Here is a 22,453-nt window from a genome sequence, read left to right as displayed (position 1 = left end):
CTGCACCCGGAGCACGGCATCTATCGGGGCTTTCATGCAGGGGGATGGCCCATTTCCCCTTAAACAGCCAGACCGCAGGAGATGTTCTACGGGAAGCGACATCTCGCGAATCTCTCCCCCTGCTCCCAGCACCCATGGCGGTATGGTTCTTGCGCGGCGCCTTCAAGGCGACATCGATGAAAACCACAGCAACCATTATTTCAAACCACACCCCACGCGATCAGAATCCCCCGGGCGGCATAGAGTGCAAAAGAGCGGTTGCATGAGACTGAAGGGCTGGATCGAACACGACGGAGTCCGGCTTACCACTGCCGAACTTGAGCGGATGCTTGCCGCAAACCCGAAGAGCCCTGCCCGCTGCGGCGGCGAGTTCCTCCTCGAGTGGGATGACTGCACCGCGCGGGACAACCTCGGTATAATGCCCGGCCCCGTCCCCCCGGGAACCATCTGCTGCGGCGGGCGGCCGGTTGCCCGGGTAAACCCCGATCCCCCTCCCTGCAGCCTTGAGGAGGCGATCGTCACCGCGGTCGAGCTCCGGAGCGATGAAGGTGTTGTGGCGTTCTCCGGCGGGGTCGACTCCGCTCTCATCGCCCACCTCGCCCGCCTCCCCTGCGTGACCGTGGGGCTCCCAGGGTCGCACGACCTCGCGGTTGCAACAAAAGCCGCCAGGACGATGGATCTCGACCTCACGGTCATATCGCCTGGAAAGGATGAAGTTGCGGACGCGCTTTCCCGCATCATCCGGGTCATTCCCGGCTCTCTGAATCCGGTCGACGCCTCGATCGCAACAACATTATACTTCGTTGTGGCCCTGGCAAAAGAGCAGGGGCATACCCGGATCCTGGCAGGCCAGGGGGCAGACGAGATCTTCGGCGGCTACGCCCGCTACCTCTCCTCCACAGACCTTGCGGCGGAACTCGAGCGCGACTTCGCGGATCTTCCGCGCCAGCGGGCACGGGATCAGGCGGTTGCGGCGCTGCACGGTGCTTACTTCTCCATGCCATACCAAGATCTCCGGGTGCTGCGCGCCGCGCATACCATCCCGGCATCGATGAGGGTGCGCGGTGGTGTGAGAAAATACCCCCTCCGCGTGATCGCAGAACGCCACATCCCCGCCGAGATTGCCTGGACGGAGAAGAAAGCGATGCAATACGGGAGCGGGATCTACAGGACCATCCGGAACCTCGCATGTGACAATGGTTATAAAAAATCGATACAACGGTACTTAACCGAGATCAGCAGGGCGGAACATGATCACTGAGAGGGAGATAGAGCATATAGCAGAACTTGCGGATATCGGGATCTCAAAAGAGGAGATCTCGGAGTTCACGAGCCAGTTTAACGCGATTCTGGACTATTTTGAGATTCTCAATACCGTAGAAGGCGAAAGCGCCCCCGAGAGCGGGATGGTGAACGTCTTTCGGGAGGATGAGCCCCGGCCCTCACTCCCGCAGAAAAAAGTGCTGGAGAACGCAGGATCGACGGAGAACGGGTTTATCAAGGCGCCAAGGGTGATGTGAGTGGCGGGAACCCTTGAATTCACACCGGATGACCGCTACAACGCCTTCATCACCACCTGCAGCGAAGCGCCGTTCTCCGATGGGGCGCTCGCCGGCACCGCCATCGCGGTCAAGGACAACATCTCAACAGCGGGCATCAGGACCACCTGCGGCTCGAGGATCCTCGAAGGTTACATCCCGCCGTATGACGCCCACGTCGTGGAACTCCTCAAAGGGGCGGGTGCCGCCATAGTCGGCAAGACCAACATGGACGAGTTCGGTATGGGCACAACCACCGAGACGAGCGCTTTCGGCCCCACAACAAATCCCGTCGACACCTCGCGGGTTCCCGGCGGTTCGTCCGGCGGGAGCGCCGCCGCCGTCGCCGCAGGGCTCGTCCCGATGGCGCTTGGCACCGATACCGGCGGCTCGATCCGGTGCCCCGCAGCCTTCTGCGGTATCGTGGGGTTCAAACCCACATACGGCAGGGTCTCACGCTACGGGCTTATCGCCTACGCCAACTCCCTCGAACAGATAGGGCCGATGGCCCGGACGGTGGAGGACGTCTCAAGACTGCTTTCCGTGATCGCGCGACACGATCCCCGCGACTCAACGATGATCGACCGCCCCTACGATCATCAGCCATCAGCCAATGTTGATGGGCTCCGGGTCGGGATACCCGATGAGTACTTTGGGGAGGGGGTGGACGCCCGCGTTGCAGAGACCGTCAGGGACGCCATCGGTGTCCTGGAGGACCTGGGTGCCCGGACAGTCCCGGTCAGCATCCCGGGGATGCGGTATGCGCTCGCCGCCTACTACGTAATCTGCACAGGCGAGGCCTCCTCGAACCTGGCCCGGTTCGACGGTATTCGCTACGGCCCTGCAGCCGATATCAGAAAACCCTGGCACGAGGCCTACAGGGAGATCCGGCGAGAAAAGTTCGGCACCGAGGTCAGGCGCCGGATCATGCTCGGCACATTTGCCCTCTCCGCAGGCTACGCCGGCCGATATTACGCAAAAGCACAGATAGCGCGCCGGAACATCAGACTGGACTTCGAACGGGCGTTCCGCAGCGCAGATATAATCGCCGGACCTACAATGCCTACCGTTGCATTCCGGGTTGGCGAGAAGACCGACCCCCTCTCACTCTACCTATCCGATATCCTGACGGTGCCGGCAAACCTTGCCGGTATCCCGGCGATATCCGTGCCTTGCGCCGGCAGAGTGGACGGTCTCCCGGTTGGTCTCCAGGTGATGGGAAGACGGTTTGAGGATGAGCGGGTCATCGATGCCGCATACGCCTACGAGCAGGGGGCAGGGCGATGAAGACGATCATCGGGCTTGAGGTTCATGTCCAGTTATCCACCGCAACAAAACTCTTCTGCGGTTGCTCAACAGACTACCGGGACGACGAGCCCAACACCCACTGTTGCCCCATCTGTCTCGGTCTGCCTGGTGCGCTCCCCAGACTGAACGTACGAGCTGTCGAACACGGCCTGAAGGTGGCAAAAGCCCTCAACATGGAGGTGCTGGAAGAGTCGGAGTTTGCCCGGAAGAACTACTTCTACCCCGACCTCCCGAAGGGATACCAGATCACCCAGTATGACAAACCGCTCGCGGTCGCGGGGACGGTCGAGATCGAGGACGACGAGGGTCATGAAAAGATCGTCCGCATCAGCCGTATACACCTCGAAGAGGACCCGGGAAGGCTCATCCACGTCGCGAGCGGGTCAGGTTACTCGCTCGTCGACTACAACCGTTCCGGCATCCCGCTGCTTGAGATAGTCACGGAACCCGATCTACGCTCACCTCAGGAGGCGCGCCGGTTTCTCAACAGGCTTCGGGCGATCCTGGAATACCTCGAGGTCTTCGACGGCGACCGTGAAGGAGGACTCCGTGTCGATGCAAACATCTCGCTCGAAGGCTCTGAGCGGGTCGAGGTCAAGAACATCTCATCCTACAAGGGTGTCGAGAAGGCCCTCACCTTCGAGGTGACCCGGCAGAGGAACCTCCTTCGGCGAGGCCAGAAGGTTGGACGAGAGACCCGGCACTTCATGGAAGCGCGAGGGATAACCACATCCGCCCGCAGCAAGGAGGAGGAGCAGGACTACCGCTACTTCACCGAACCAGATCTCCGACCGTTCCGGGTCGCCGACCTGGTCACCGGGATCGAACTGCCCGAACTGCCCACCGCCCGGAAAGAGAGGTTCATGGCAGAGTACGGGATATCGTTAAACCACGCGAGGACACTGACCGGCGATCCCAGACTCGCTGATTTCTACGAGGAGGTCGCCTACGTCGATCCCTTCCTCGCAGCAACCTGGGTGGCCGACACGCTGCTTGGAGAACTCAACTACCGCGGGATGCGGATCACCGACGTTCCCGCCAACCGATTCATAGAACTCCTGGCACTCATCAGATCAGGAACCATCACCGATACCGTTGCAGTCCAGGTGCTGCGTGAAATGCTTGATGCCTGCGCCGCTGGAAGGCCGTGTGAACCTCCCGCCGTGATAGTCAAACGCGAAGGCCTGGTAAGGGGTGAGGGCGAGGAGTTTGCGGATGTCATCCGTGACGTGATTGCCGCAAACCCGCAGGCGGTTGCCGACTACCGGGCGGGGAAGAAAGGCGCGCTGAACTTCCTGGTCGGTCAGGTGATGAAAGAGACCCGCGGTCGGGCGGATCCGCGGGAACTCGGTCGAATCGTGGCCGAATACATAGATACAGGCGAGGTGTAATCCAGAGTGCACCTTATAATCGCAGAGAAGAACATCTCGGCCAAGCGGATCGCGCAGATCCTTGCAGGCGACGAGAAGGTGAAGACAACAAAAGATGGAAGTGTCTTCACCTACTCGTTCGACAACAGGACTGTTGTGGGCCTAAAGGGGCACGTGGTTGAGGTGGACTTTGAACCGGGCTACGCAAACTGGCGCAGCACAACCCACACCCCGCGCACCCTCATCGATGCTGGGACAGTCAAGAAACCGACCGAGAAGAAGATAGTCAACCTCATCCAGAAACTTGCGAAGAAGGCCGATCTCGTCACCATCGCCACCGATTACGATACCGAGGGGGAACTGATCGGCAAAGAGGCCTACGAACTTGTGCGTGCGGTGAACCCCGACGTCAGGGTCAACCGCGCCCGGTTCTCGGCGATAACCCCGGCGGAGATACGGGCGGCCTTTGAAAACCCAGTCGAACTCGATTTTGACCTGGCGGCCGCAGGTGAAGCCCGCCAGACGGTCGACCTGATGTGGGGGGCGGCGCTGACCCGGTTCCTCAGCCTTGCGGCACGCCGTGGCGGCAGGGATATCCTCTCCGTCGGCCGCGTCCAGAGCCCGACGCTTGCCATGATCGTCGACCGGGAACGCGAGATCGAGAACTTTGTCCCCCAGACATACTGGGTGCTCTCGCTCACGACCGAGAAGGACAGAACAACCTTTGAGGCCCGACACACCACCGGCCGGTTCACTGACCGCGACGCGGCATTCACCGCAAAGGAGAGGACGAAAGAGCCGCTTGTTGTCACGGAAGTAAAAGAGGGGCAGAAGGTCGACCGTGCGCCGACACCGTTTGATACCACGACCTTCATAGTCGCGGCGGCCAGACTCGGGTTCTCGGCGGCAAACGCGATGCGGATCGCTGAGGGGCTCTATATGAACGGTTACATCTCCTATCCCCGGACGGACAACACGGTCTACCCGGGGTCGCTGAACCTGAACGGCATCCTGGAGACCCTGAAGGGAGGGGTCTTTGATAAGGACGTCGCCTGGGTCCAGCAGAACCGGCGCTCCAAACCGACCCGGGGCAAGAAGGAGAGCACCGACCATCCTCCCATCCACCCGACCGCGGCAGCGACCCGTGAGGTTCTCGGGGAGGAGCAATGGAAGGTTTACGAACTGGTTGTGCGACGGTTCCTGGCAACACTCTCCCCGGACGCAAAATGGGCGACCACCCGGTATACATTTGATGCTTCTGGTGAGACCTACCGCGCCGCGGGCGGCAGGCTCATAGAGGCGGGATGGCGCCGGGTCTACCCATACTCGGAGGCGAAGGAGACCATCCTTCCCGCGATCGGACAGGGCGAGAAACTGCCGATAAGGGAGGTGAAACTCGAAGAGAAAGAGACGCAACCCCCCGCACGCTACTCTCAGAGCCGGCTCATCCAGGTTATGGAGGAGCTCGGACTCGGCACAAAGAGCACCCGGCACGAGGTGATCGGGAAACTGATCTCACGCCGGTACGTGGAGGGAAACCCGCTCCGGCCGACGCTTGTCGGCAGGGCGGTCATAGACGCGCTCGACAACCATGCCGCGACGATCACCGAACCCGAGATGACCCGTACGCTTGAGGAGCACATGCAGCTCATAAAACAGAGCCGGCGCTCCCGTGACGATGTCATCCACGAGTCGCGCCAGATGCTGCACCAGGTCTTTGACAATCTTGAGGCGCACGAGTCGGAGATCGGAAACGAGATCATGGAGCAGACCGCTGAGGAGCGTACCGTCGGCTCCTGCCCAGTCTGCGGCAGAGATCTCCGGATCCGGCATAGCGGGGCTTCCCAGTTCATCGGATGCAACGGCTACCCGGAGTGCCGGTTCAACATCAGTTTGCCCGGCACAGCCTGGGGCAGGGCCATCAGGACGGATGAGACCTGCGAGAAGCACAACCTCGCTCACATCCGCCTGATCAAGAAAGGCGCCCGCCCCTGGGACCTCGGTTGCCCGCTCTGCAACCATATCTCCTCCAACATCGAGGCGCTTTACCTCATGCCCTCGATGACCGATGACCTGCTGCAGCGTCTGCACGAACAGCACATATACACAGTCTCCGATATCGCGGGCATGCCACCAGAAGAGCTCGCAGAGGCCCTGGGTATCGGTATCGAGGAGGCGAGAGGGCTTGCAGGGGAGGCGGAAGATGCGCTTGAGGTTCTTCGCAGAAGGTCGGAACTGCGGAAACTCGTCCGGAAGATAGTCCCCCCGAGGAAAGGGCGGAGCCACGCAAAGATCTTTAAGAGCCTCCTCGATGAGGGGATCGGCGATCTCCACGCGCTCTCTCAGGCCGAGGTTGCAACGCTCAAGAAAGCGGGAATCCCCGAGACGGCTGCAAACGAGCTGCTCGATGAAGCGCGCCGGCTCTCCGGCGAACGCGCCTTGAGGGAGGCGGGGGTTCCTGCTGTCAGCCTGAAGAAGTACCTTGAGGCCGGCATCAGCCGCCCCGAGGATCTCTGTTACCTCCCCATCCCCTACCTAGCAGGCAAAACCGGCATTAACCCGGAAACCGTACATAAACATGTGGATCTGGTATGCAGGCATCTTGGCCGCCCCACCCCGCCAAAGATCACCAGACAGGCGATCGAACGCGGACGAAAAGAACTCCTGGAGATTCCGGGGCTGGGCGAGGCGACCCTTCAGAGACTACACCTTGCGGGGGTATACAATGCCGAAACACTCCTTGAGGCTGACCCGGAGATGGTCTCCTCAATCACCGGCATCCCGAAGGCCAGGATCCATGACTACATCGGCCACCTGAAGTGAGAGACGATGCACGCCAACTGGAAGACGTGGACCCACGTGACAAAACTGGATCCCGATAAACGCCTCCCCCCCGGAGCCGTTGAGGAGATCGCAACAAGCGGAACCGATGCCCTTATGCTCTCGGGCACGCTGAACGTGACACGAGAGAACCTCCTTGAACTGCTTGACCAGGTCTCCCTTTACGGGCTGCCGGTGGTGGTCGAGCCGGCGAGCCCCGACTGCGCCATATTCGACGGCGGGGTCGACCACCTCTTTGTGCCGAGCGTGCTGAACACAGACGACGTCCGCTGGATCGTCGGGAAACACTACACCTGGCTCCTCAGCAACGGCGATGGCATAAAATGGGATATGGTTGTGCCGGAGGCCTACATAGTCCTCAACCCGGACTCGGCGGTCGGCCGGGTGACAGGGGCGGACTGCAACCTCTCTGCGAGGGAGGTGTCAGCGTTTGCACAGGTGGCTGACCGTTACTTCAGGTTCCCGATCGTCTACATCGAGTACAGCGGGAGATACGGGGATCCGCGGGTCGTGCAGGCGGCGGCCGGAGCGGTCCATGATGCCATCATCTACTACGGCGGGGGGATACGTTCGGCCAAACAGGCTGCTGAGATGGGTCGGTATGCCGACACCATCGTTGTAGGAAACGCGGTCTACGAGGAAGGGATCGAGGTGCTCCGGGCGACTGTCCGGGCGGTGCACTGAAAAGAGAGTATGCCAGAGATCTCTATCGTCCTGGTCGAACCCCTTTACGATGGGAATGTCGGGTTTACCGCAAGGGTGATGAAGAACTTCGGTTTCGGCCGTCTGGTGCTTGTCAACCCCTGCGCGCTTGGCGATGATGCCATCATGCGCGCATCCCATGCTCGCGACGTCCTTGATTCCGCCCGGCGGATGACGATCGACGAGGTCTACCGTGAGTTCGACTTTGTTGTCGCGACAACCGGTGAGGTGAGCAAATCGGTCTGCACCCCGATGCGGATGCCCTACTACACGCCGGCGGAGGTCAGGGAGATCATCGCAGATATCGATGGATCGGTCGCGATCCTCTTTGGGAGGGAGAACTGGGGACTCTCGAACGCCGAACTTGAGCGCGCCAACCTGATCTGCACCATCCCCACATCGGAGGTCTACCCCATCCTTAACCTCTCCCACGCTGTTGGTATCCTCTGCTACGAACTTGCCGACCTGCCGCGCGGGACGTATCTGCTGGCCGGGCCAGTCGAGATGGAGTCGCTCTACAGTCACATAGACGCGTTTCTCGACCGGATCGAACACCCGGATTTCAAGCGGGAGAACACGCTGACACTCATCCGCCGTGTGCTTGGCCGGACTAAACTGACGACCCGTGAGGTGAGCACGCTGCACGGGTTGATGCGGCGGGCGGAGTGGCATCTCGAAAACAAGGAATAGTCTGCAGGAGAGATGTGATAGAATGATTCTTGTCGACTGGCAGATAGAGGACTGGATCAGGCGGGGGCATATAAAGGTTGAACCATATGATCCCGACCTGATCCAGCCAAACTCGCTGGATATCAGGCTTGGGTCGCACTTTGTCTGGTACGTTCCGGGGGATATGGTGATCGATCCTTTTGAGAAGGAGACCATCTTCGCGGGGACTGAGGAGACCGTGGCCGACTCTATTGTACTTGCGCCTGGTCAGTTCCTGCTTGGCGAGACGCTGGAGTCGATCGACCTTCCCGACGATATCGTGGCAAGCATCGAGGGAAAGAGCAGCATCGCACGCCTGGGGGTCGAACTCCACCAGACGGGAGGCTGGATCGATGCGGGGTTCCGGGGGACGATCACGCTTGAGATGTGCAACGTGAACTCCAGACCGGTGCGGGTCTACGCCGGGATGGCGATCGGACAGCTGGTCTTCTACCACACCGACCGTGCCGCGCGCCCCTACTACATGAAGAAGGATGCAAAGTATATAAACCAGCGGCAGGCGACGCTCTCCCGCTACCATGAGAACGCGCGCCGCACCTGATGAGGGTGCTGACGACACGGCAAAAACGCCGCCGCCGCGAGGTCGGGTCGCTCTCGTTGGTGCGGCACCGGCCGACGAGCGTTATGCACTATATAGCAGGAAAACAGACATTGAACGATTCAACTGGGGATACCAATGCGACTTCTTCTGATCCACTCTGATCATATCGAGTATGAGGCACGGAAGAAGACGAAGGCCGCCGAAGAGGATGCCGTCCTGAAGGACGGACTCGATGAGGCGCTTGCTGTCTTCTGCGCGGTAGAGTCTCTCGACGAGGAGAATATCGATGATGCCGTCCGGCAGGCGGTCGAGGAGATCGTCAACACAGCCAGGCAACTCGGCACGACCAATATAATGATCTACCCCTACGCACACCTCTCCTCCGACCTGGCGTCACCGGAGGTGGCGGTTAGCGCTCTCCGGAATATTGAGGAGGCGCTCCGGGAGCAGGAGGACGGTTTTGTTGTGAGAAGGGCGCCTTTTGGCTGGTATAAGGCGTTCTCTCTCTCCTGTAAGGGTCATCCGCTGTCCGAGCTCTCAAGGACGATCGTCCCGGGGGGAGGGGTTGCGGCCGCCGCAAAGAAGGAGATCGAGCATGAGTTCTTCGTCATCACACCCGAGGGCGAGCGCCGGGACGCCGCTGACTACGCGGCTGGAAATACGCCGTTTGCCTGCCTTGTCCAGAAGGAGATCGGTTACGCTGGGCAGGAAGGGGTCGAGCCGGCCCACGTTGATCTGATGCGGGCGAAGGAACTTGTGGATTATGAACCGCGCTCGGACGTCGGCCACCTCCGCTGGATGCCCCGGGGCAAGTTGATCCGCGACCTTCTTGCCGATTATGTCCTCTCGCAGGTGCTCGATTACGGTGCGATGCCGGTGGAGACCCCGGTGATGTATGACCTCGCGGATAAGGCTATTGCGGAGCATGCCGCCAGGTTCGGGGAGCGGCAGTACCGGTTCAAGAGCGGCAACCGTGATATGATGCTGCGGTTTGCGGCGTGTTTCGGCATGTTCTCCATCATGAACAGCATGCACATCTCGCCAAACACTCTGCCAATGAAACTCTACGAGCTCTCGACATACTCGTTCCGCCACGAGCAGAAGGGCGAGGTTATCGGGCTAAAACGTCTCCGCGCTTTCACGATGCCTGATATGCACACACTCTGCCTGGACATGGATGATGCGCTTGCGGCGTTCGAGGAGCAACTGGCGATGGGCTGGAAGAGCGGCCGCGACCTCGAGACGCCGCTTGTCGGGGTCTTCAGGTGCACCCGGGACTTCTTTGAGCAGTATGAACCCTGGGTGAAGAAGATCGTCGCAAATTCGGGGGTGCCGATGCTGATCGATATCCTCTCTGAGCGGAGCCATTACTGGATCGCGAAGGCGGACCTTGCGGCGATCGATGCGCAGGGCAGGCCGATCGAGAACCCGACCGTCCAGATCGATATAGAGAGCGCCAGGCGGTTCGATATCAGTTACTACACACCTGAGGGACAAGAGATCCATCCTCCAATCCTCCACTGCTCGCCGACGGGTTCGATCGAACGGGTGATCTGCGCAATGCTCGAGAACACCGCGACCCAGGAGGTGCCATCGTTCCCGACCTGGCTTGCGCCGACCCAGGTGCGGCTGGTACCGGTGGCAGAGCGGCACGTCTGGTTTGCCGAGGATATAGCCGGCCGGCTGAAGGCGGCAGGCATCCGGGTTGACATCGACGACCGGGACGAGAGTGTGAACAGGAAGGTCCGGGAGGCCGGGATGGACTGGGTGCCCTACGTCGTTATGATCGGCGACCTGGAGGCCGAGACCGGCAGGCTCACGGTCACCATCAGGAGGCTCTCGGAGAAGAAACGACCATGCCGGGAGACGATGACCGAGAGCGAACTCATCCAGGCGGTGAGAATGGAGACCGACGGGAAACCGTTCCGCCCGCTCTACACGCCGGGCTGCCTCTCGAGGAGGCCACGGTTCATTTGATCTTTTTTTTGTTCCGGGGCGCCTGTGACCTGCCAGCATCTGGAACCGGATGCGCCCGCTCATGATCCATTTGAATCTCCGCTGATCAGCGCTGCAACCGCATCACCGACCACGCCCATCCTCATACCAGGGCAATACGCGGGGACTGCCGCCTGCGCTCAGATCTCTACCCCTTCACGTTCTATCCTCCGTTTGACCAGCTCTAAAAAGAGTTTATAGAAGGAGGTCCTGAGTTTGCCGGGCCAGTCTCGCCCGATCGAGAGATCGATCAGGCTGTCTGCCCAGTAGAGGTCATGCCTCAAACACATTAACAGAAGTTCCTGGTGGAGGCTGTTCATCTCAGTCTCATCAAACCACTCCTCATCCCTGAACCTGCCCATCGGAACGAAGAATAAGGGCACGATCAGGCTTCTGATATCCCTGAGATCGTCCATCATCTCTATGGTCTTGATGAGATCGTCCTCAGTCTCCTCCGGCCCGCCCACGATCAGGGTGCATGCCGGCACCAGCATGTTGTCGTGCATCAGGCCCATCCCGGTGCGGATGACTTCCGGCCACTCCTCGACCTTGAATGGATGGGCTTTTGCAGGCATAATCTTCTTTGCCAGTTCCGCGGAACCGGTCTCTATACCGACCTCGGCACCCCACCAGGACTGTTTCTGGAGTATGATCTCGGCAACCTGCGAGAAGAGTTTCGGGCTCGATGCGACCGCCGCAAGAGAGCAGTGGCTCCATCCTATCCCATCGCACTTATCCGAGACAATCTCGTGAAGTCTGGTGAGTTTCTCGGCGTCTGGAATGGTGTTCCTTGAGCCGTAGAGCATCACGTCCTCGGCATGAAGGCAGACACCGTTTCCGGTCTTTCGGTTTACCTCAATCTCTTTCAGGATCTTTTCGTATGGGTACCACCTCAAAGGCCTCAGGGTTACGTTGCAGAACCTGCACCCTCTGCAACACCCACGGCCGATCTCAACGAACTCGTTGATAGAGGGGGCGATGATCCCCGGTATCTCTTCCAGAGATGGAACCTCTTCAGGAGGTACCTCATAATATTCTGGGAGGTTTTCGTCGTTCAGTGCAGCCCGGACAATCTTTCCAATGACCTTCTCACCTTCGCCCTCAATGATGCAGTCAATCCCATACTTCCTGGCGAACTCAGGCCTATATTTGAACTGCCAGACGCCGGGGCCGCCGAGGATAACCTTGAGGCCGCGCTCTTTTGCCTCTTTTATCTCTTTGCTGCTCATCAATTTACGGAAATACTCGGCCAGGAACGGTTCTTTCTGAAGGAAGAAGGCGAAGGTGCTTGATGCCGGGCCCAGACCGAAAGGATCCATGACATATACGCTCAGAACTTTTGCATTCTCAAGGTATTTGCCCAGATGGTCGGGATCGACCACCACCGCATCAAACCCTTCCAGTGCCAGTTCGCCCTCGATCTTCCGCAGACCATATGGTGCAGCGACTGGCACTCCGCCCTCTGTCTTTATGGGCGGGAAGAAGAGCCACTTATAAAACCAGTTTGGGAGGACGTTTGGTGGGGCGCATGCTCCAAACCCCAGAAATTCGTTATGATGATAATCGCTCATGAGAGTGCGATCCGCGGTCAGGACAATCCTGCAATCTCCATCAGGTATCTTCAAATTGCCTACCTCCTTTTTGTGTCAACGGCGGCGTAAAAGTGTACAGATTTGGGCGGAATAAAAGTGTACACTTGAGTCCATAAACCTATCTTTTTTCATCCCGGAAGCGTATTGGAGAAGAGCCCCTGTTTCCGCCGTTCTTTCAGGCGGTAGCTGTCGCCTTTGATGTTAATCGTCGTACAATGATGGAGGATCCTATCCAGCACCGCTGCAGCGATCACATGGTCACCGAAGATCTCCCCCCACTCCCCGTAGGACTTGTTCGAGGTGAAGATCGTCGATGACTTCTCATACCGCCTTGAGATCAGACTGAAGAAACAGTGGGCACCTTCGCTGTCGAACGGCAAGTATCCCATCTCATCGATGATCAGGAGATGAAACTTCGTGAGCGCCTTAATCCGCTCTTCAAGTTTGTTCTCCCGGTTCGCTTTCATCAGCCGCTCAATGAGACTGGATGCATTCACATAGGAGACCCGGAACCCCTGTTTCACCGCCTCGTGACCGAGAGCCAGAGCCAGATGGGTCTTCCCCACTCCCGGAGGCCCCAGGAAGACAACATTCTCCGCGTGATGGACAAACCGCAGAGACGCCAGATCCCGAATCACCGCGGGATCGAGAGAGGGTTGAAAACTGACATCGAAATCCTCGAGTCTCTTTTCCATGGGAAACGCGGCCAGCCGCATCCGGAACTCAAGAGCACGCTCCTCTTTACTCTTCACCTCCTGATCCAGGAGACAGTCGAGGAGTTCCAGGGTTGACCACTCCTCCTTTGCGGCGATTTCGAGGTAGTTATCCAGGAGCGCCTCGATCGTCGTCAACTTCAGACGATTCAGATTATCATGCACCCGCTCGTAGATCAGGGCACTCATAACTGCACCTCCCCGGAGAACCCCTCATAAACCGAGAGCGGTCGGTGTTCAACCTCAGGGCCGACCATCCGGAAGAGCGGCCGTGAGGCCGTTTCCGATTGAGCGTTACAGCGCATGACCTCGGCAAGAAGGCCGGAGAAGTGTTCCTTCTCCCGGATGATCCGGGCATGCCCGGGAACGATGGTATGCGAGCAGATGATCTCGGTGCCGACCCTGACGGTCATCTGATCGCGCTGGATCTCCAGAATCGCCTCTCTCCCGGCGAATCGGTAGGGCACCGAGTAGCGGTTGCCAAGATAGGAGATGTACGCTTCACGCGAGATCTTCCGGTGCTCTTCCTGGCGCAGCCGGTAGGGCGGGATCCCGATCAGGGGCTTGAGGTTCTCCTGTTGCAGCCGTTCAACCGGGATCTCGTGGGTGGTGCCGTGGGGTTCGGCGTTGACCCGGTTGCACCACTGCAGGAGCTGCCGGTTCATGTCGTCGAGGGATGAGAAGGTTCCTCCGAGGAGGAAGTCGCGTTTAACGTAGCCAATGGTATTTTCAATCTTCCCTTTGGTCTGGGGACAGTAGGGTTTGCAGAGCCGGGGAATGAACCCATGATGCGAGAAGAAGTCCTCGAACTTCGGGTTCCACTGGTGGTCGCCGGCGCGGAGCGCCCGTTTGAGGACCACCGTTTTGATGTTGTCATACAGGATCTCCTCGGTATACCCGCCGAAGTATTCGAAGGCATTGAGGTGGCACTGGATGAGGGTGGAGGTATCTGTGGAGAGGGTGAAGACCGCATACCGCATTCGCGAATAGCCGAGGATCATGCTGAAGCAGTACAGTTTCCTCCGCCGTCCATCGACATCCAGATGTCCGCACTCACCCCAGTCCACCTGCGCCTGGACACCGGGTTCGGTCTCATACCGGAAGACCGCCGGTACACGCGTGGGTGGCCGGATCTCCCGGATGTAGTCCTTGACGATGGTGTACTTTCCGTTAAATCCCATCTCCTGGATCTCGCGGTAGATCCGGGCGGCGCTCAGGGGGTAGTCGCGGATGCGCTGCTGAATGTACGCCTTGTATGGATCGAGTTTGCTCGGTCGTGTCCTGCGGGAAGCCGGTATTGGCACGGTTTGGGCAGCAAGATATTTTCGCACTGTGTTTCGATGATATCCCGTCTCCCGGGAGATCTGGCTGATGTTCAGCCCCTGATGATGCAAGTCGCGGATCATGAGAAATTCCTCCACAGTGAACATAGCTACGCCCCTCAAGTACGTCCTTGAGGGTTAGCAGGTGTACACTTTTAGACCGCCGAAAGTGCACAAAGTTACGCCGCCGTTGACATTTGTTCTGGTATAACGGTTTGAGTGGTCTCTCACCCTGCCAGGTATTGAGCACTCGTGAGATCTTTTCCGCCAGTTGCCGGGTGCGCCTTCACGCCGCGGTCTTCTCCCAAAAGGCAAACTCCGGGCGAGAACGCGAACCTCCCGGGTTCCATGAGAGTCACTGCCCTGGATACACGGTTATCGGCAAAGAGTCGGTCACACCCCGGGTTGCCAGTCTCCAGGGTTCATGACATCGCGGTATCGATAAAACATCCTGACTCGGAGACGGATAACGTTTTCTGCGATTGGAGGGATGCACCTCAAAAGACGGAAACCTGAATCCCTGCAGCATCAGGGCCGATGCGCAATCTCTCCGCCCGGGTTCATAGGGCTGTTTTTGCCTCCTGCAATAAGATGGAACCGCAATAATCTCTGTGTGACCTCCAGACACTGCCCCTTATTGAGCATGGGGGACTTTATCTCAAAATAGAATCTTCTGCCGTCATCTGCTTCAATGTAGAGATCCGCCGTTACTTTCAAAGGGACAAGATCATCAGATCTCCGGGCATCTAAAACAGCGCCAACCATCTCATTTAAAGATGGCCTCTCTTCGCCCTTTTTAGCTGCTCGTTCAAAAACTCTGACCTGCTGTTCGATCTCAACCATCGCAGCGCGACTGACGTCTCCTGTTGTAGCGTATCCTCGTATAGCCTCCTTATGATGCTGTAGCGCTATCAAACGGGCACATTCCTCAAAACTGTTCCCTAAACTTGTACTGAACCCCCTCTCAAACTGATTAATTCGAAGAAGTTCTGACGGGATTATACCTGCGTGAAATGGCTTTCAGCTCCCCTCCAGAAGATCTCCTGGACAGATATGACGAAGGTGTTTCGTAAGGCTCGATCTCCCTCCCTCGATATGTGGCCACAATATTCTCGACAAAACCCTCCAGGAAACCCTTGATTCTTGCTCGCGTCTCTTCATCAATCACCAGAGAGCCACGCTTTTTATTTGATCTCTCATCAACATTTACGCCAGACGAAGATTGATTCATAAAACTCTCCCGACCGTCTCCCGGTACGACGATTGACGCACCGGTTTATGATACCCTCAACCTCAACACCAACCATATCCGCAACATCACCGTAGAGGTTAGCCCGATCGTTGGCTACAACAATTATTCTGCTTCCTGCAGGCATGAACTCCGATGCGCGGCAGAATACCTCTGCGATATCTTTTTTGTACCGTTCCTGCGCCTTCATGCTGGAACCATTGGACGCAGCCCCAATCTCAGATTCGCGCATGTCCTGCAAACCGAGGAGGTGGTAGGCATAAGCGTGCTGTTCGTGATAGTCGATCAGGCCAACGTACGGCGGGCTTGTAAAAATACCGTTATTCTCTGGATAGGTGGCTTTACGTGAGTCCTCATGAAATAACTGCACCGACGCATCCGTGCGAATTTCCTGGAATTGCTTTACCCTTTTGATCGTGTCCTTACTGTATCTATTGAGGAACTTGAATGCCTCCTCGGTTGGAGAACAGATTCTTGAATGTTTATAGCACCAGTATGGTTCGGTAACGGGCCTTTTCGGAAAGTCCAGATCAAAGTGTGTCGTTAACCGTGCGGAACGCGCTGCCCGCGAGAGTATGACCTTGAGCAGATCCGTATACTGATAGTCTCCCGTCTCAATGAATGAGCGATACGTCAGCAGTTCGCTCAGCGCACGTGGGGCAAACCACTGCTGGAGGTACTCGTTGTCCATCCCGGATATCGAGAGCGTCTCGATCACCTCGCCGGTCAGGGAACGCTGTGACGAACTGATCTGGGTAGCGGCTTTCACTCTTGCGAGTATATCCAACACCTCTCTCTGCATCTCAGAGATATCATAATGCGCTGTTTTTGCCCGGCAGAGGAGAACGTTAAAAGCCGATATATCGTAACCGATGGAATTTATGCCGAGTTCGTTTGCCTGAACAAGCGTTGTGCCAGAGCCCACGAAAGGGTCCAGCACCGTTTGACCCCGCCCGAAGTATTTGCGTAGAAAAACCTCGGTCAACTGTGGTATAAACTTCCCGAGGTAGGGGTGTAGCCGGTGAACATGTTTGGTCCTCTCCTTTTCAGGCAGGTCCCTCTCTCGCCAGTTCAGGTTTAGTGACTCCAGAGGTGTATCCGGGGTCACCTGACCGGGGATGGTGGGTAGCAGCACGCGGGCCGAACGGACCTCCGCTTGCTCTTCCTCATTCGCAATCATGTAATCAACCTCTCTCCCGGTTATTGTGTTATTAGAGCGGGACACCATAAAAATAGGTGACTTCACCGCTTGAAGACTCGTCTTCTCCCATTTGTAACGCTCAGGTGTTCCCGCTAACCCAGGATGATTGTGAGATTTACTCAAAACACTGAACCATTCTTCACGTAGAGAGATAAACAGAATCAAATACCCGAGGGCAATATCAGAACTTTAAGTCCAGTACCCCAGGCATACCGTGCAGATCATCTCAGTAGTAGGCGGACTCAATATTTCCGATAGACTTTACTTTGGTTTCCGACCTCGACCAGGGTGACTATCATTGTATTGCCCTCGATGATGAGAATCGCTCGATACCGCCCAACACGAAAAGAGTATAGGGGACTGCGTGAGTGCCCCTTTATCTTTTTTAACGTAAGATTTGGGGTGCGGTTCATCTGCCAGAGCATAAAGCTCTTCCTTAATTCGTTTGCTATCAGTTTCAGGGATTTTATTGAGGTCCCCCTCGGCACCCGCCGTGATTAGCAGTCGCCATATCATAGGCCTCGTTCCTGAACATATTCCTCGAAAGGACGAACTCTGTCGGCCCGAATGTCTTCAAGGGCTTCTTCAATTCTCCTCATGGACTCTTCGGAAAGCGGTTCCGGATCAAATGCCATATCCAGGAGACGGTTCAAAGTCTCGTCGTAGGTTTCTCGTGGGTGGAGTTTTACATCGTCCAGGCGAGCCTTGGTCTCGGGTTTGAGTTGGATCGTCGTCACCATAGCCCGCTATAGGAGAATGTGGAGTATTAAGTTTGCCTTCCCTCCGGATGATACTCCCCGACGTAGAGGCTTGCCATTGAGGTTGTCCCAAAACGGTCATGAGGCGGCGTTCGGCCACAGGCGCACCTGATGGAAATCCCCGAAGGGTGATAAACCGCGGGTACGTCGCGGTTGGAAGCGCGACAACCAGGACTCCGTTTCCGATTTCGATGGGATTTTTCATGTGAAACGGCACTACCGGGAGGGGGACACCCCCTCCCGGCCCCGCCCCCGAATGGCGATAGCCAATGGAAAACCGTTTCACCCTCCTGGCTCAGATGGCGGATACCTGAGAATTAAGGGCCCCGATTAGGGTATACCGAGGTTTGGAGACCTTTTTGGGATGAACTCATCCATATCGTATTCAGTCTGTTCCTGTGTCTCCAGATTTTCCCTTAGGATACAACACACCCCATGATCCGAATCCGAGGTGTCTGTCGGCAGCAGGCTCTAACTTCATCAGGGACATGAAAATGTCCATCCTATAGCGAATTTCCTCATCAATCAAACTCGCTGGCACCCTCCCCGATAATGCCGCAATAAGGGGATCGGTAGATCTGATGCACCGTTCGAATTGCTCCCCAATCTCGCGCCATTCTTAGAAAAACTATGCCTCGGGTAGTGAACATGAAGTTTTCATACCCCCGGGCGGATTCGAACCGCCGTCGCCGGATCCAAAGTCCTGCATGATTGACCGCTACACCACGGGGGTAGGGAAACAAAACCGGGGGCAGACACCTAACTGTGGCTACCGGCCCATATGGGTACGCATCACGGGATTATATCGGTTTTTGTGGGGTGCCCCACCCGGCACCTAACTCCTGTCGAAATCGTCTTCGAACCGGACGATGTCGTCCTCACCGGTATACTCCCCGATCTGGACCTCGATCAGCTCAAGCGGCAGGATGCCCGGGTTTGCAAGCCGGTGAACCGTTCCTGCAGGAACGAAGGTGGACTCGCCGTTCCTGACCAGGAAGGTCTTATCCCCGATCGTCACCTCGGCGCATCCGGTGACCACCACCCAGTGCTCCGACCGGTGGTGGTGCATCTGGAGCGATAGCCGCCGTTTCGGCGGGACGGTGACCCGCTTGATCTTGTACGACCGCCCCTCCTCCAGGTTCGTGTAGGAACCCCAGGGGCGGTGAACCTGCGTGTGAAATAGCGCACGCGTATCCCCCTTATCGCGGAGGGCTTTCACGATCTCGCCGACCCGCTGCGCCTCGTCGCGTGCGGCAACCAGGATTGCATCCTTCGTCTCGACGATGGCAATCTCATGGACACCGACGGTGGCCACAAGGCTGTCGGTGATGATCAGGTTTCCAGAGGAGTCGATCCCGATATGCTCACCCCGGACAGCGTTACCATCGCTGTTCTTAGGAAGGGCAGCGTATACTGCGTCGAAGTTCCCAACATCGCTCCAGTCGGATTCGAGCGGCACAACCGCCGCCCGCCGCGTCTTCTCCATCACCCCGTAGTCGATGGAGAGAGCAGGTGTCGCGTTGTAGGCCTCTTCCATGGGTTGCTCAAACGCCCGGACAACCTCCGGTGCACAGACCTCGCACTCGGAGAGAAAGAGCCCTGCATCAAAACAGAACATCCCGGAGTTCCAGAGGTAACCATCGGCGACGTAACTCCTGGCGGTCTCAAGGTCGGGCTTCTCGACAAAGGCATCCACCCTCGCACCGCCGCAGCCGAGGGGCTCTCCCGGTCGGATATAGCCGTATCCGGTGTGCGGCGAGGTTGGGCGCACCCCGAAGACCACAAGGTAGTCCTTTGCAAACCGCTCCGCCAGGCGGAACGCCTCCTGAAACTCCCCTGTCGCGGTGATCAGGTGATCCGATGGGAGGACCGCGACGGTATCCGGACCGTTCTCCCGCGTTATCTCCTGAACACCGTGGTAGATCGCCGGAAGGGTGTTCCTGCCCACCGGTTCCACCAGGACGCGGCAGTCGCACCCTATGGCGGCGAGCTGGTCCCTGACCAGGAACCGATGTTCGGCGTTGGTGACTATCGTGATCTCCTGCGGGGTTGAGAGGAGGAGCGCTCTCTTCACGGTATTCTGGAAGAGGGACTCATCGTCGAGCAGGGGGATGAACTGTTTTGGATAGTGTTCTCGTGAGAGCGGGAAGAGGCGGGTGCCGCTCCCGCCTGCAAGTATGATAGTCTTCATGAAATCGACCCCGTGCCGCACGGCACCGGTTGTTGCAGTCTAATTTTGTACCTGCTGGAGATAAAGACCTGGGGTTTGCCCGGGCAGGAAGACGAGATCCGGTTATCTCCTCCTCACCCCACCATCTTCCTGAACCAGGCCACCGTCTCCCGGAGACCCTCCTCCAGGGTGTAGCGGGGGGTGAAGCCAAAAGCCTCCCGGGCACGTGATATCGCGGCGACCGAATCGCGCACGTCTCCTGGTCGGGGCTGATCATACACCGGCTGGCGATTTACACCGGTGATCGCCGAGAGGATGGATGCAAGTTGATTGAGGCTGATCCTGCTCCCGCCAGCGATGTTGAAGACCCCAGATGCGCTGCTCTCCATCGCCATGATGTTTGCCCGCACCACATCGGCGACGAAGATGAAGTCCCGGGTCTGCTCGCCGTCGCCGTAGATTATCGGCGGCCTGCCCTCGATCAGCCGGGTGATAAACTTCGGGATCACCGCGGCGTAATCGGAATTCGGGTCCTGTCTGGGTCCATAGACGTTGAAGTAGCGCAGGAAGACCGTCCTGACACCGTAGAGATCGGAAAAGACTCTGCCGTAGTATTCACCAGCGAGTTTTGAGACAGCGTAAGGAGAGAGTGGCGCCGGCGGCATGCTCTCCTCTTTTGGAAAGACCGGTTCATCGCCGTAGATCGCCGATGTGGAGGCGGCCACGACCGCCGGCACACCGCACTCCTTCGCGGCCCACAGAAGGTTCAGCGTCCCGGTCACGTTAACCTCGTTTGTTTCCAGCGGGGCCGCAACAGAGCGGGGGACGGATGCGATGGCCGCCTGGTGAAATATTCCGTCCGCACCGAGAGAGAGATCCAGGAGCAGATCCAGGTTGGTGACGCTTCCCTCTACAAACGTCACGTAGGGGTTGCCGAGGAGGTGCTCGATGTTCTCGCGCCGCCCGGAAGAGAGGTTATCTACTATCAAAACTTCATGACCATCGGCTGCCAGCCGATCCGCGAGACCGGAACCGATGAACCCCGCCCCGCCGGTGACGATGTAGCGCATGCAAAATCAGATTGGTGTTCCTTTGATTTGAGCGTTGCCGGTGTGCGGCCATAAGCCCCCCCACCTTGTATACATATAGCATCATATGGTTTATCATCCCATCGGGAAGGTATCTCCTCTACTCATCTCCCCCGTTTGAGAGTGGGAAATACCGCTGATAGACGCGTTTACGTTCGTCTATGTCGGTATGCAGGTAGATCTCGGTTGTCTTGATGGATGAGTGCCCCAGGTTCTCTTGCACGACACGGAGGTTCTTTGAACGCCGGTAGAGTTCGCTTGCGTAGGAATGCCGGATCTTATGCGGTGTTATCCCTGGAGGGGCGTATTGCCTGAATATGTGCTGGACAGTCCGGGGCGAGAGGTGCTTTCCCTGCTGACCGGGGAATAGCGGTCCTGCAATCTTGTTGCCTATAAACCGCCCGACCTCCTCAAGCGTCTCGTCGTCGATGAATACCGTCCGGATCTTGTCCCCTTTTCCCCTGACCCGGATCGTGTGATCCTCAAAGTCGATATCCTCTATACTTATGGAACAGAGTTCCGACACGCGGACGCCCGTTGCGTATATCAGGCGAACTATCAGCCGGTCTCGCTCGTTCTCGATCGTGTTTATCAACCGGATAACCTGACTGTGTTTGAGGTATTTCAACTCCTGATTCTTGATCCGGGGACGTTCCACCCCGATCATGGGGTCGACGGCAACCGCACCCTGGACGTAGAGGTAACGGTAGAACGAGGAGAGCGTCGAGATCATCCGGTGGAGCGTCCGCGGCTGGTAATCCCGCCTCTCGGCGAGGTATGAGAAGAAATCGGTTACGAGCGCTGTTGATACGTTGACGTCTGCATCCAGCAAAGCGTCGTCGAGCAATGTATCATCGAACCCGGCGCCGTCGGGATCCAGGTTCTCACGGACCCAGGCATAGCGTGCAAAACGCCGGAGTGTCTGAATGTATTTCTCGATGGTTCTGGGGGAGTAGTTCCGCATCCGAAGGTAACCACCGAACCGATCGATCCATTCTGAGAAAGAGACGTTTTCCATTGGAGAATGAATTAAATATCAAAGCATATCAAAATTGCGGTAAATGCCTATTCCCCGCAACTTATCCATACCCGGCGGGGGGCGACCAGATACACGATCTTAAGATGCTCCCTCAACAGTGATGCAAACCCCGACCCACAGCCAGAACGCCCCGGACTGTCCGGGGTGCCCCAAAAAAGTTGTGGGAGATATGCTGATTGGATCGGAGTTAGGAGGTATGATGCGGGTCCGCCACCTCCTGGTGGAAGGAGGGGGGCAGAACCCTGTTGAATACATTCTCTTGAGAGTATATGAACCCTTTACCGCGCGGTGTGAAAG

17 protein-coding genes, 1 tRNA gene and 1 pseudogene are annotated in these 22,453 nt (G+C 57.7%); 9 read left to right on the top strand and 10 right to left on the bottom strand.

Features of this window, described 5'->3' with window-relative positions:
• Positions 1-262: 262 nt before the first annotated feature.
• The 9 genes from R6Y96_RS06330 to R6Y96_RS06290 all read left to right on the top strand — a co-directional run bounded on the left by R6Y96_RS06330 (position 263) and on the right by R6Y96_RS06290 (position 11,006).
• Positions 263-1,261, top strand: a complete 999-nt coding sequence (locus tag R6Y96_RS06330) for an asparagine synthase C-terminal domain-containing protein (RefSeq protein ID WP_318620395.1) — start codon at positions 263-265, stop codon at positions 1,259-1,261.
• A complete protein-coding gene (gene gatC, locus R6Y96_RS06325) occupies positions 1,251-1,520 on the top strand; it encodes an Asp-tRNA(Asn)/Glu-tRNA(Gln) amidotransferase subunit GatC (protein ID WP_318620394.1) in 270 nt (89 codons plus the stop codon). Before R6Y96_RS06330 ends, gatC begins: the two co-directional genes overlap by 11 nt.
• Positions 1,521-2,825, top strand: a complete 1,305-nt coding sequence (gene gatA / locus R6Y96_RS06320) for an Asp-tRNA(Asn)/Glu-tRNA(Gln) amidotransferase subunit GatA (protein ID WP_318620393.1) — start codon at positions 1,521-1,523, stop codon at positions 2,823-2,825.
• A complete protein-coding gene (gene gatB, locus R6Y96_RS06315; protein ID WP_318620392.1) occupies positions 2,822-4,237 on the top strand; it encodes an Asp-tRNA(Asn)/Glu-tRNA(Gln) amidotransferase subunit GatB in 1,416 nt (471 codons plus the stop codon). Before gatA ends, gatB begins: the two co-directional genes overlap by 4 nt.
• Before the next feature lie 6 nt (positions 4,238-4,243).
• On the top strand, positions 4,244-7,039 hold the full coding sequence (locus tag R6Y96_RS06310) for a DNA topoisomerase I (protein WP_318620391.1): 2,796 nt from the start codon (positions 4,244-4,246) through the stop codon (positions 7,037-7,039).
• A 6-nt stretch (positions 7,040-7,045) separates the two neighbouring features.
• Positions 7,046-7,741 carry a phosphoglycerol geranylgeranyltransferase gene (locus tag R6Y96_RS06305; protein WP_318620390.1) on the top strand — a complete coding sequence of 232 codons (696 nt, stop codon included), beginning with the start codon at positions 7,046-7,048 and terminating at the stop codon, positions 7,739-7,741.
• A gap of 9 nt (positions 7,742-7,750) precedes the next feature.
• On the top strand, positions 7,751-8,449 hold the full coding sequence (locus R6Y96_RS06300; protein ID WP_318620388.1) for an RNA methyltransferase: 699 nt from the start codon (positions 7,751-7,753) through the stop codon (positions 8,447-8,449).
• A 22-nt stretch (positions 8,450-8,471) separates the two neighbouring features.
• A complete protein-coding gene (dcd, locus tag R6Y96_RS06295) occupies positions 8,472-9,029 on the top strand; it encodes a dCTP deaminase (protein WP_318620387.1) in 558 nt (185 codons plus the stop codon).
• 135 nt (positions 9,030-9,164) lie between these two features.
• The gene (locus R6Y96_RS06290; RefSeq protein WP_318620386.1) at positions 9,165-11,006 is read left to right on the top strand and encodes a threonine--tRNA ligase; all 1,842 of its coding nucleotides are present in this window, start codon (positions 9,165-9,167) and stop codon (positions 11,004-11,006) included.
• A gap of 158 nt (positions 11,007-11,164) precedes the next feature.
• On the opposite strand, the gene R6Y96_RS06285 is transcribed toward R6Y96_RS06290, so the two are convergent.
• From R6Y96_RS06285 to xerA, 10 genes and pseudogenes are all read right to left on the bottom strand, one after another.
• Positions 11,165-12,649 carry a B12-binding domain-containing radical SAM protein gene (locus R6Y96_RS06285; RefSeq protein WP_318620385.1) on the bottom strand — a complete coding sequence of 495 codons (1,485 nt, stop codon included), beginning with the start codon at positions 12,647-12,649 and terminating at the stop codon, positions 11,165-11,167.
• A gap of 95 nt (positions 12,650-12,744) precedes the next feature.
• Positions 12,745-13,518 carry an IS21-like element helper ATPase IstB gene (istB, locus tag R6Y96_RS06280; RefSeq protein ID WP_318620384.1) on the bottom strand — a complete coding sequence of 258 codons (774 nt, stop codon included), beginning with the start codon at positions 13,516-13,518 and terminating at the stop codon, positions 12,745-12,747.
• Positions 13,515-14,759 (bottom strand): IS21 family transposase, encoded by a 1,245-nt coding sequence (gene istA, locus R6Y96_RS06275; protein WP_318620382.1) that lies wholly within the window; start codon positions 14,757-14,759, stop codon positions 13,515-13,517. Before istA ends, istB begins: the two co-directional genes overlap by 4 nt.
• A gap of 420 nt (positions 14,760-15,179) precedes the next feature.
• Positions 15,180-15,659, bottom strand: a pseudogene (locus R6Y96_RS06270) (TdeIII family type II restriction endonuclease); the annotation flags it as partial.
• A gap of 191 nt (positions 15,660-15,850) precedes the next feature.
• Positions 15,851-17,080, bottom strand: coding sequence for a DNA methyltransferase (locus tag R6Y96_RS06265; protein ID WP_404810314.1), 1,230 nt, complete (start codon positions 17,078-17,080; stop codon positions 15,851-15,853).
• Positions 17,081-17,613: 533 nt separating this feature from the next.
• Positions 17,614-17,841, bottom strand: a complete 228-nt coding sequence (locus tag R6Y96_RS06260) for a DUF7557 family protein (RefSeq protein WP_318620379.1) — start codon at positions 17,839-17,841, stop codon at positions 17,614-17,616.
• Positions 17,842-18,519: 678 nt separating this feature from the next.
• A tRNA-Gln gene (locus R6Y96_RS06255) sits at positions 18,520-18,592 on the bottom strand.
• Positions 18,593-18,694: 102 nt separating this feature from the next.
• Positions 18,695-20,050: a mannose-1-phosphate guanylyltransferase/mannose-6-phosphate isomerase gene (locus R6Y96_RS06250; protein WP_318620378.1), complete on the bottom strand. Its 1,356-nt coding sequence runs from the start codon at positions 20,048-20,050 to the stop codon at positions 18,695-18,697.
• Between the two features lie 113 nt (positions 20,051-20,163).
• Complete coding sequence (locus R6Y96_RS06245; protein WP_318620376.1) at positions 20,164-21,099, bottom strand: SDR family oxidoreductase; 936 nt, start codon at positions 21,097-21,099, stop codon at positions 20,164-20,166.
• A 118-nt stretch (positions 21,100-21,217) separates the two neighbouring features.
• Complete coding sequence (xerA, locus tag R6Y96_RS06240; protein WP_318620374.1) at positions 21,218-22,135, bottom strand: site-specific tyrosine recombinase/integron integrase; 918 nt, start codon at positions 22,133-22,135, stop codon at positions 21,218-21,220.
• Positions 22,136-22,453 lie beyond the last annotated feature (318 nt).

This window comes from Methanoculleus receptaculi (assembly GCF_033472595.1).
GTDB classification, from domain to species: domain Archaea; phylum Halobacteriota; class Methanomicrobia; order Methanomicrobiales; family Methanoculleaceae; genus Methanoculleus; species Methanoculleus receptaculi.
Note: the sequence above shows the minus strand (reverse complement) of the source record. Positions and strands in the feature narration are given on the sequence as shown.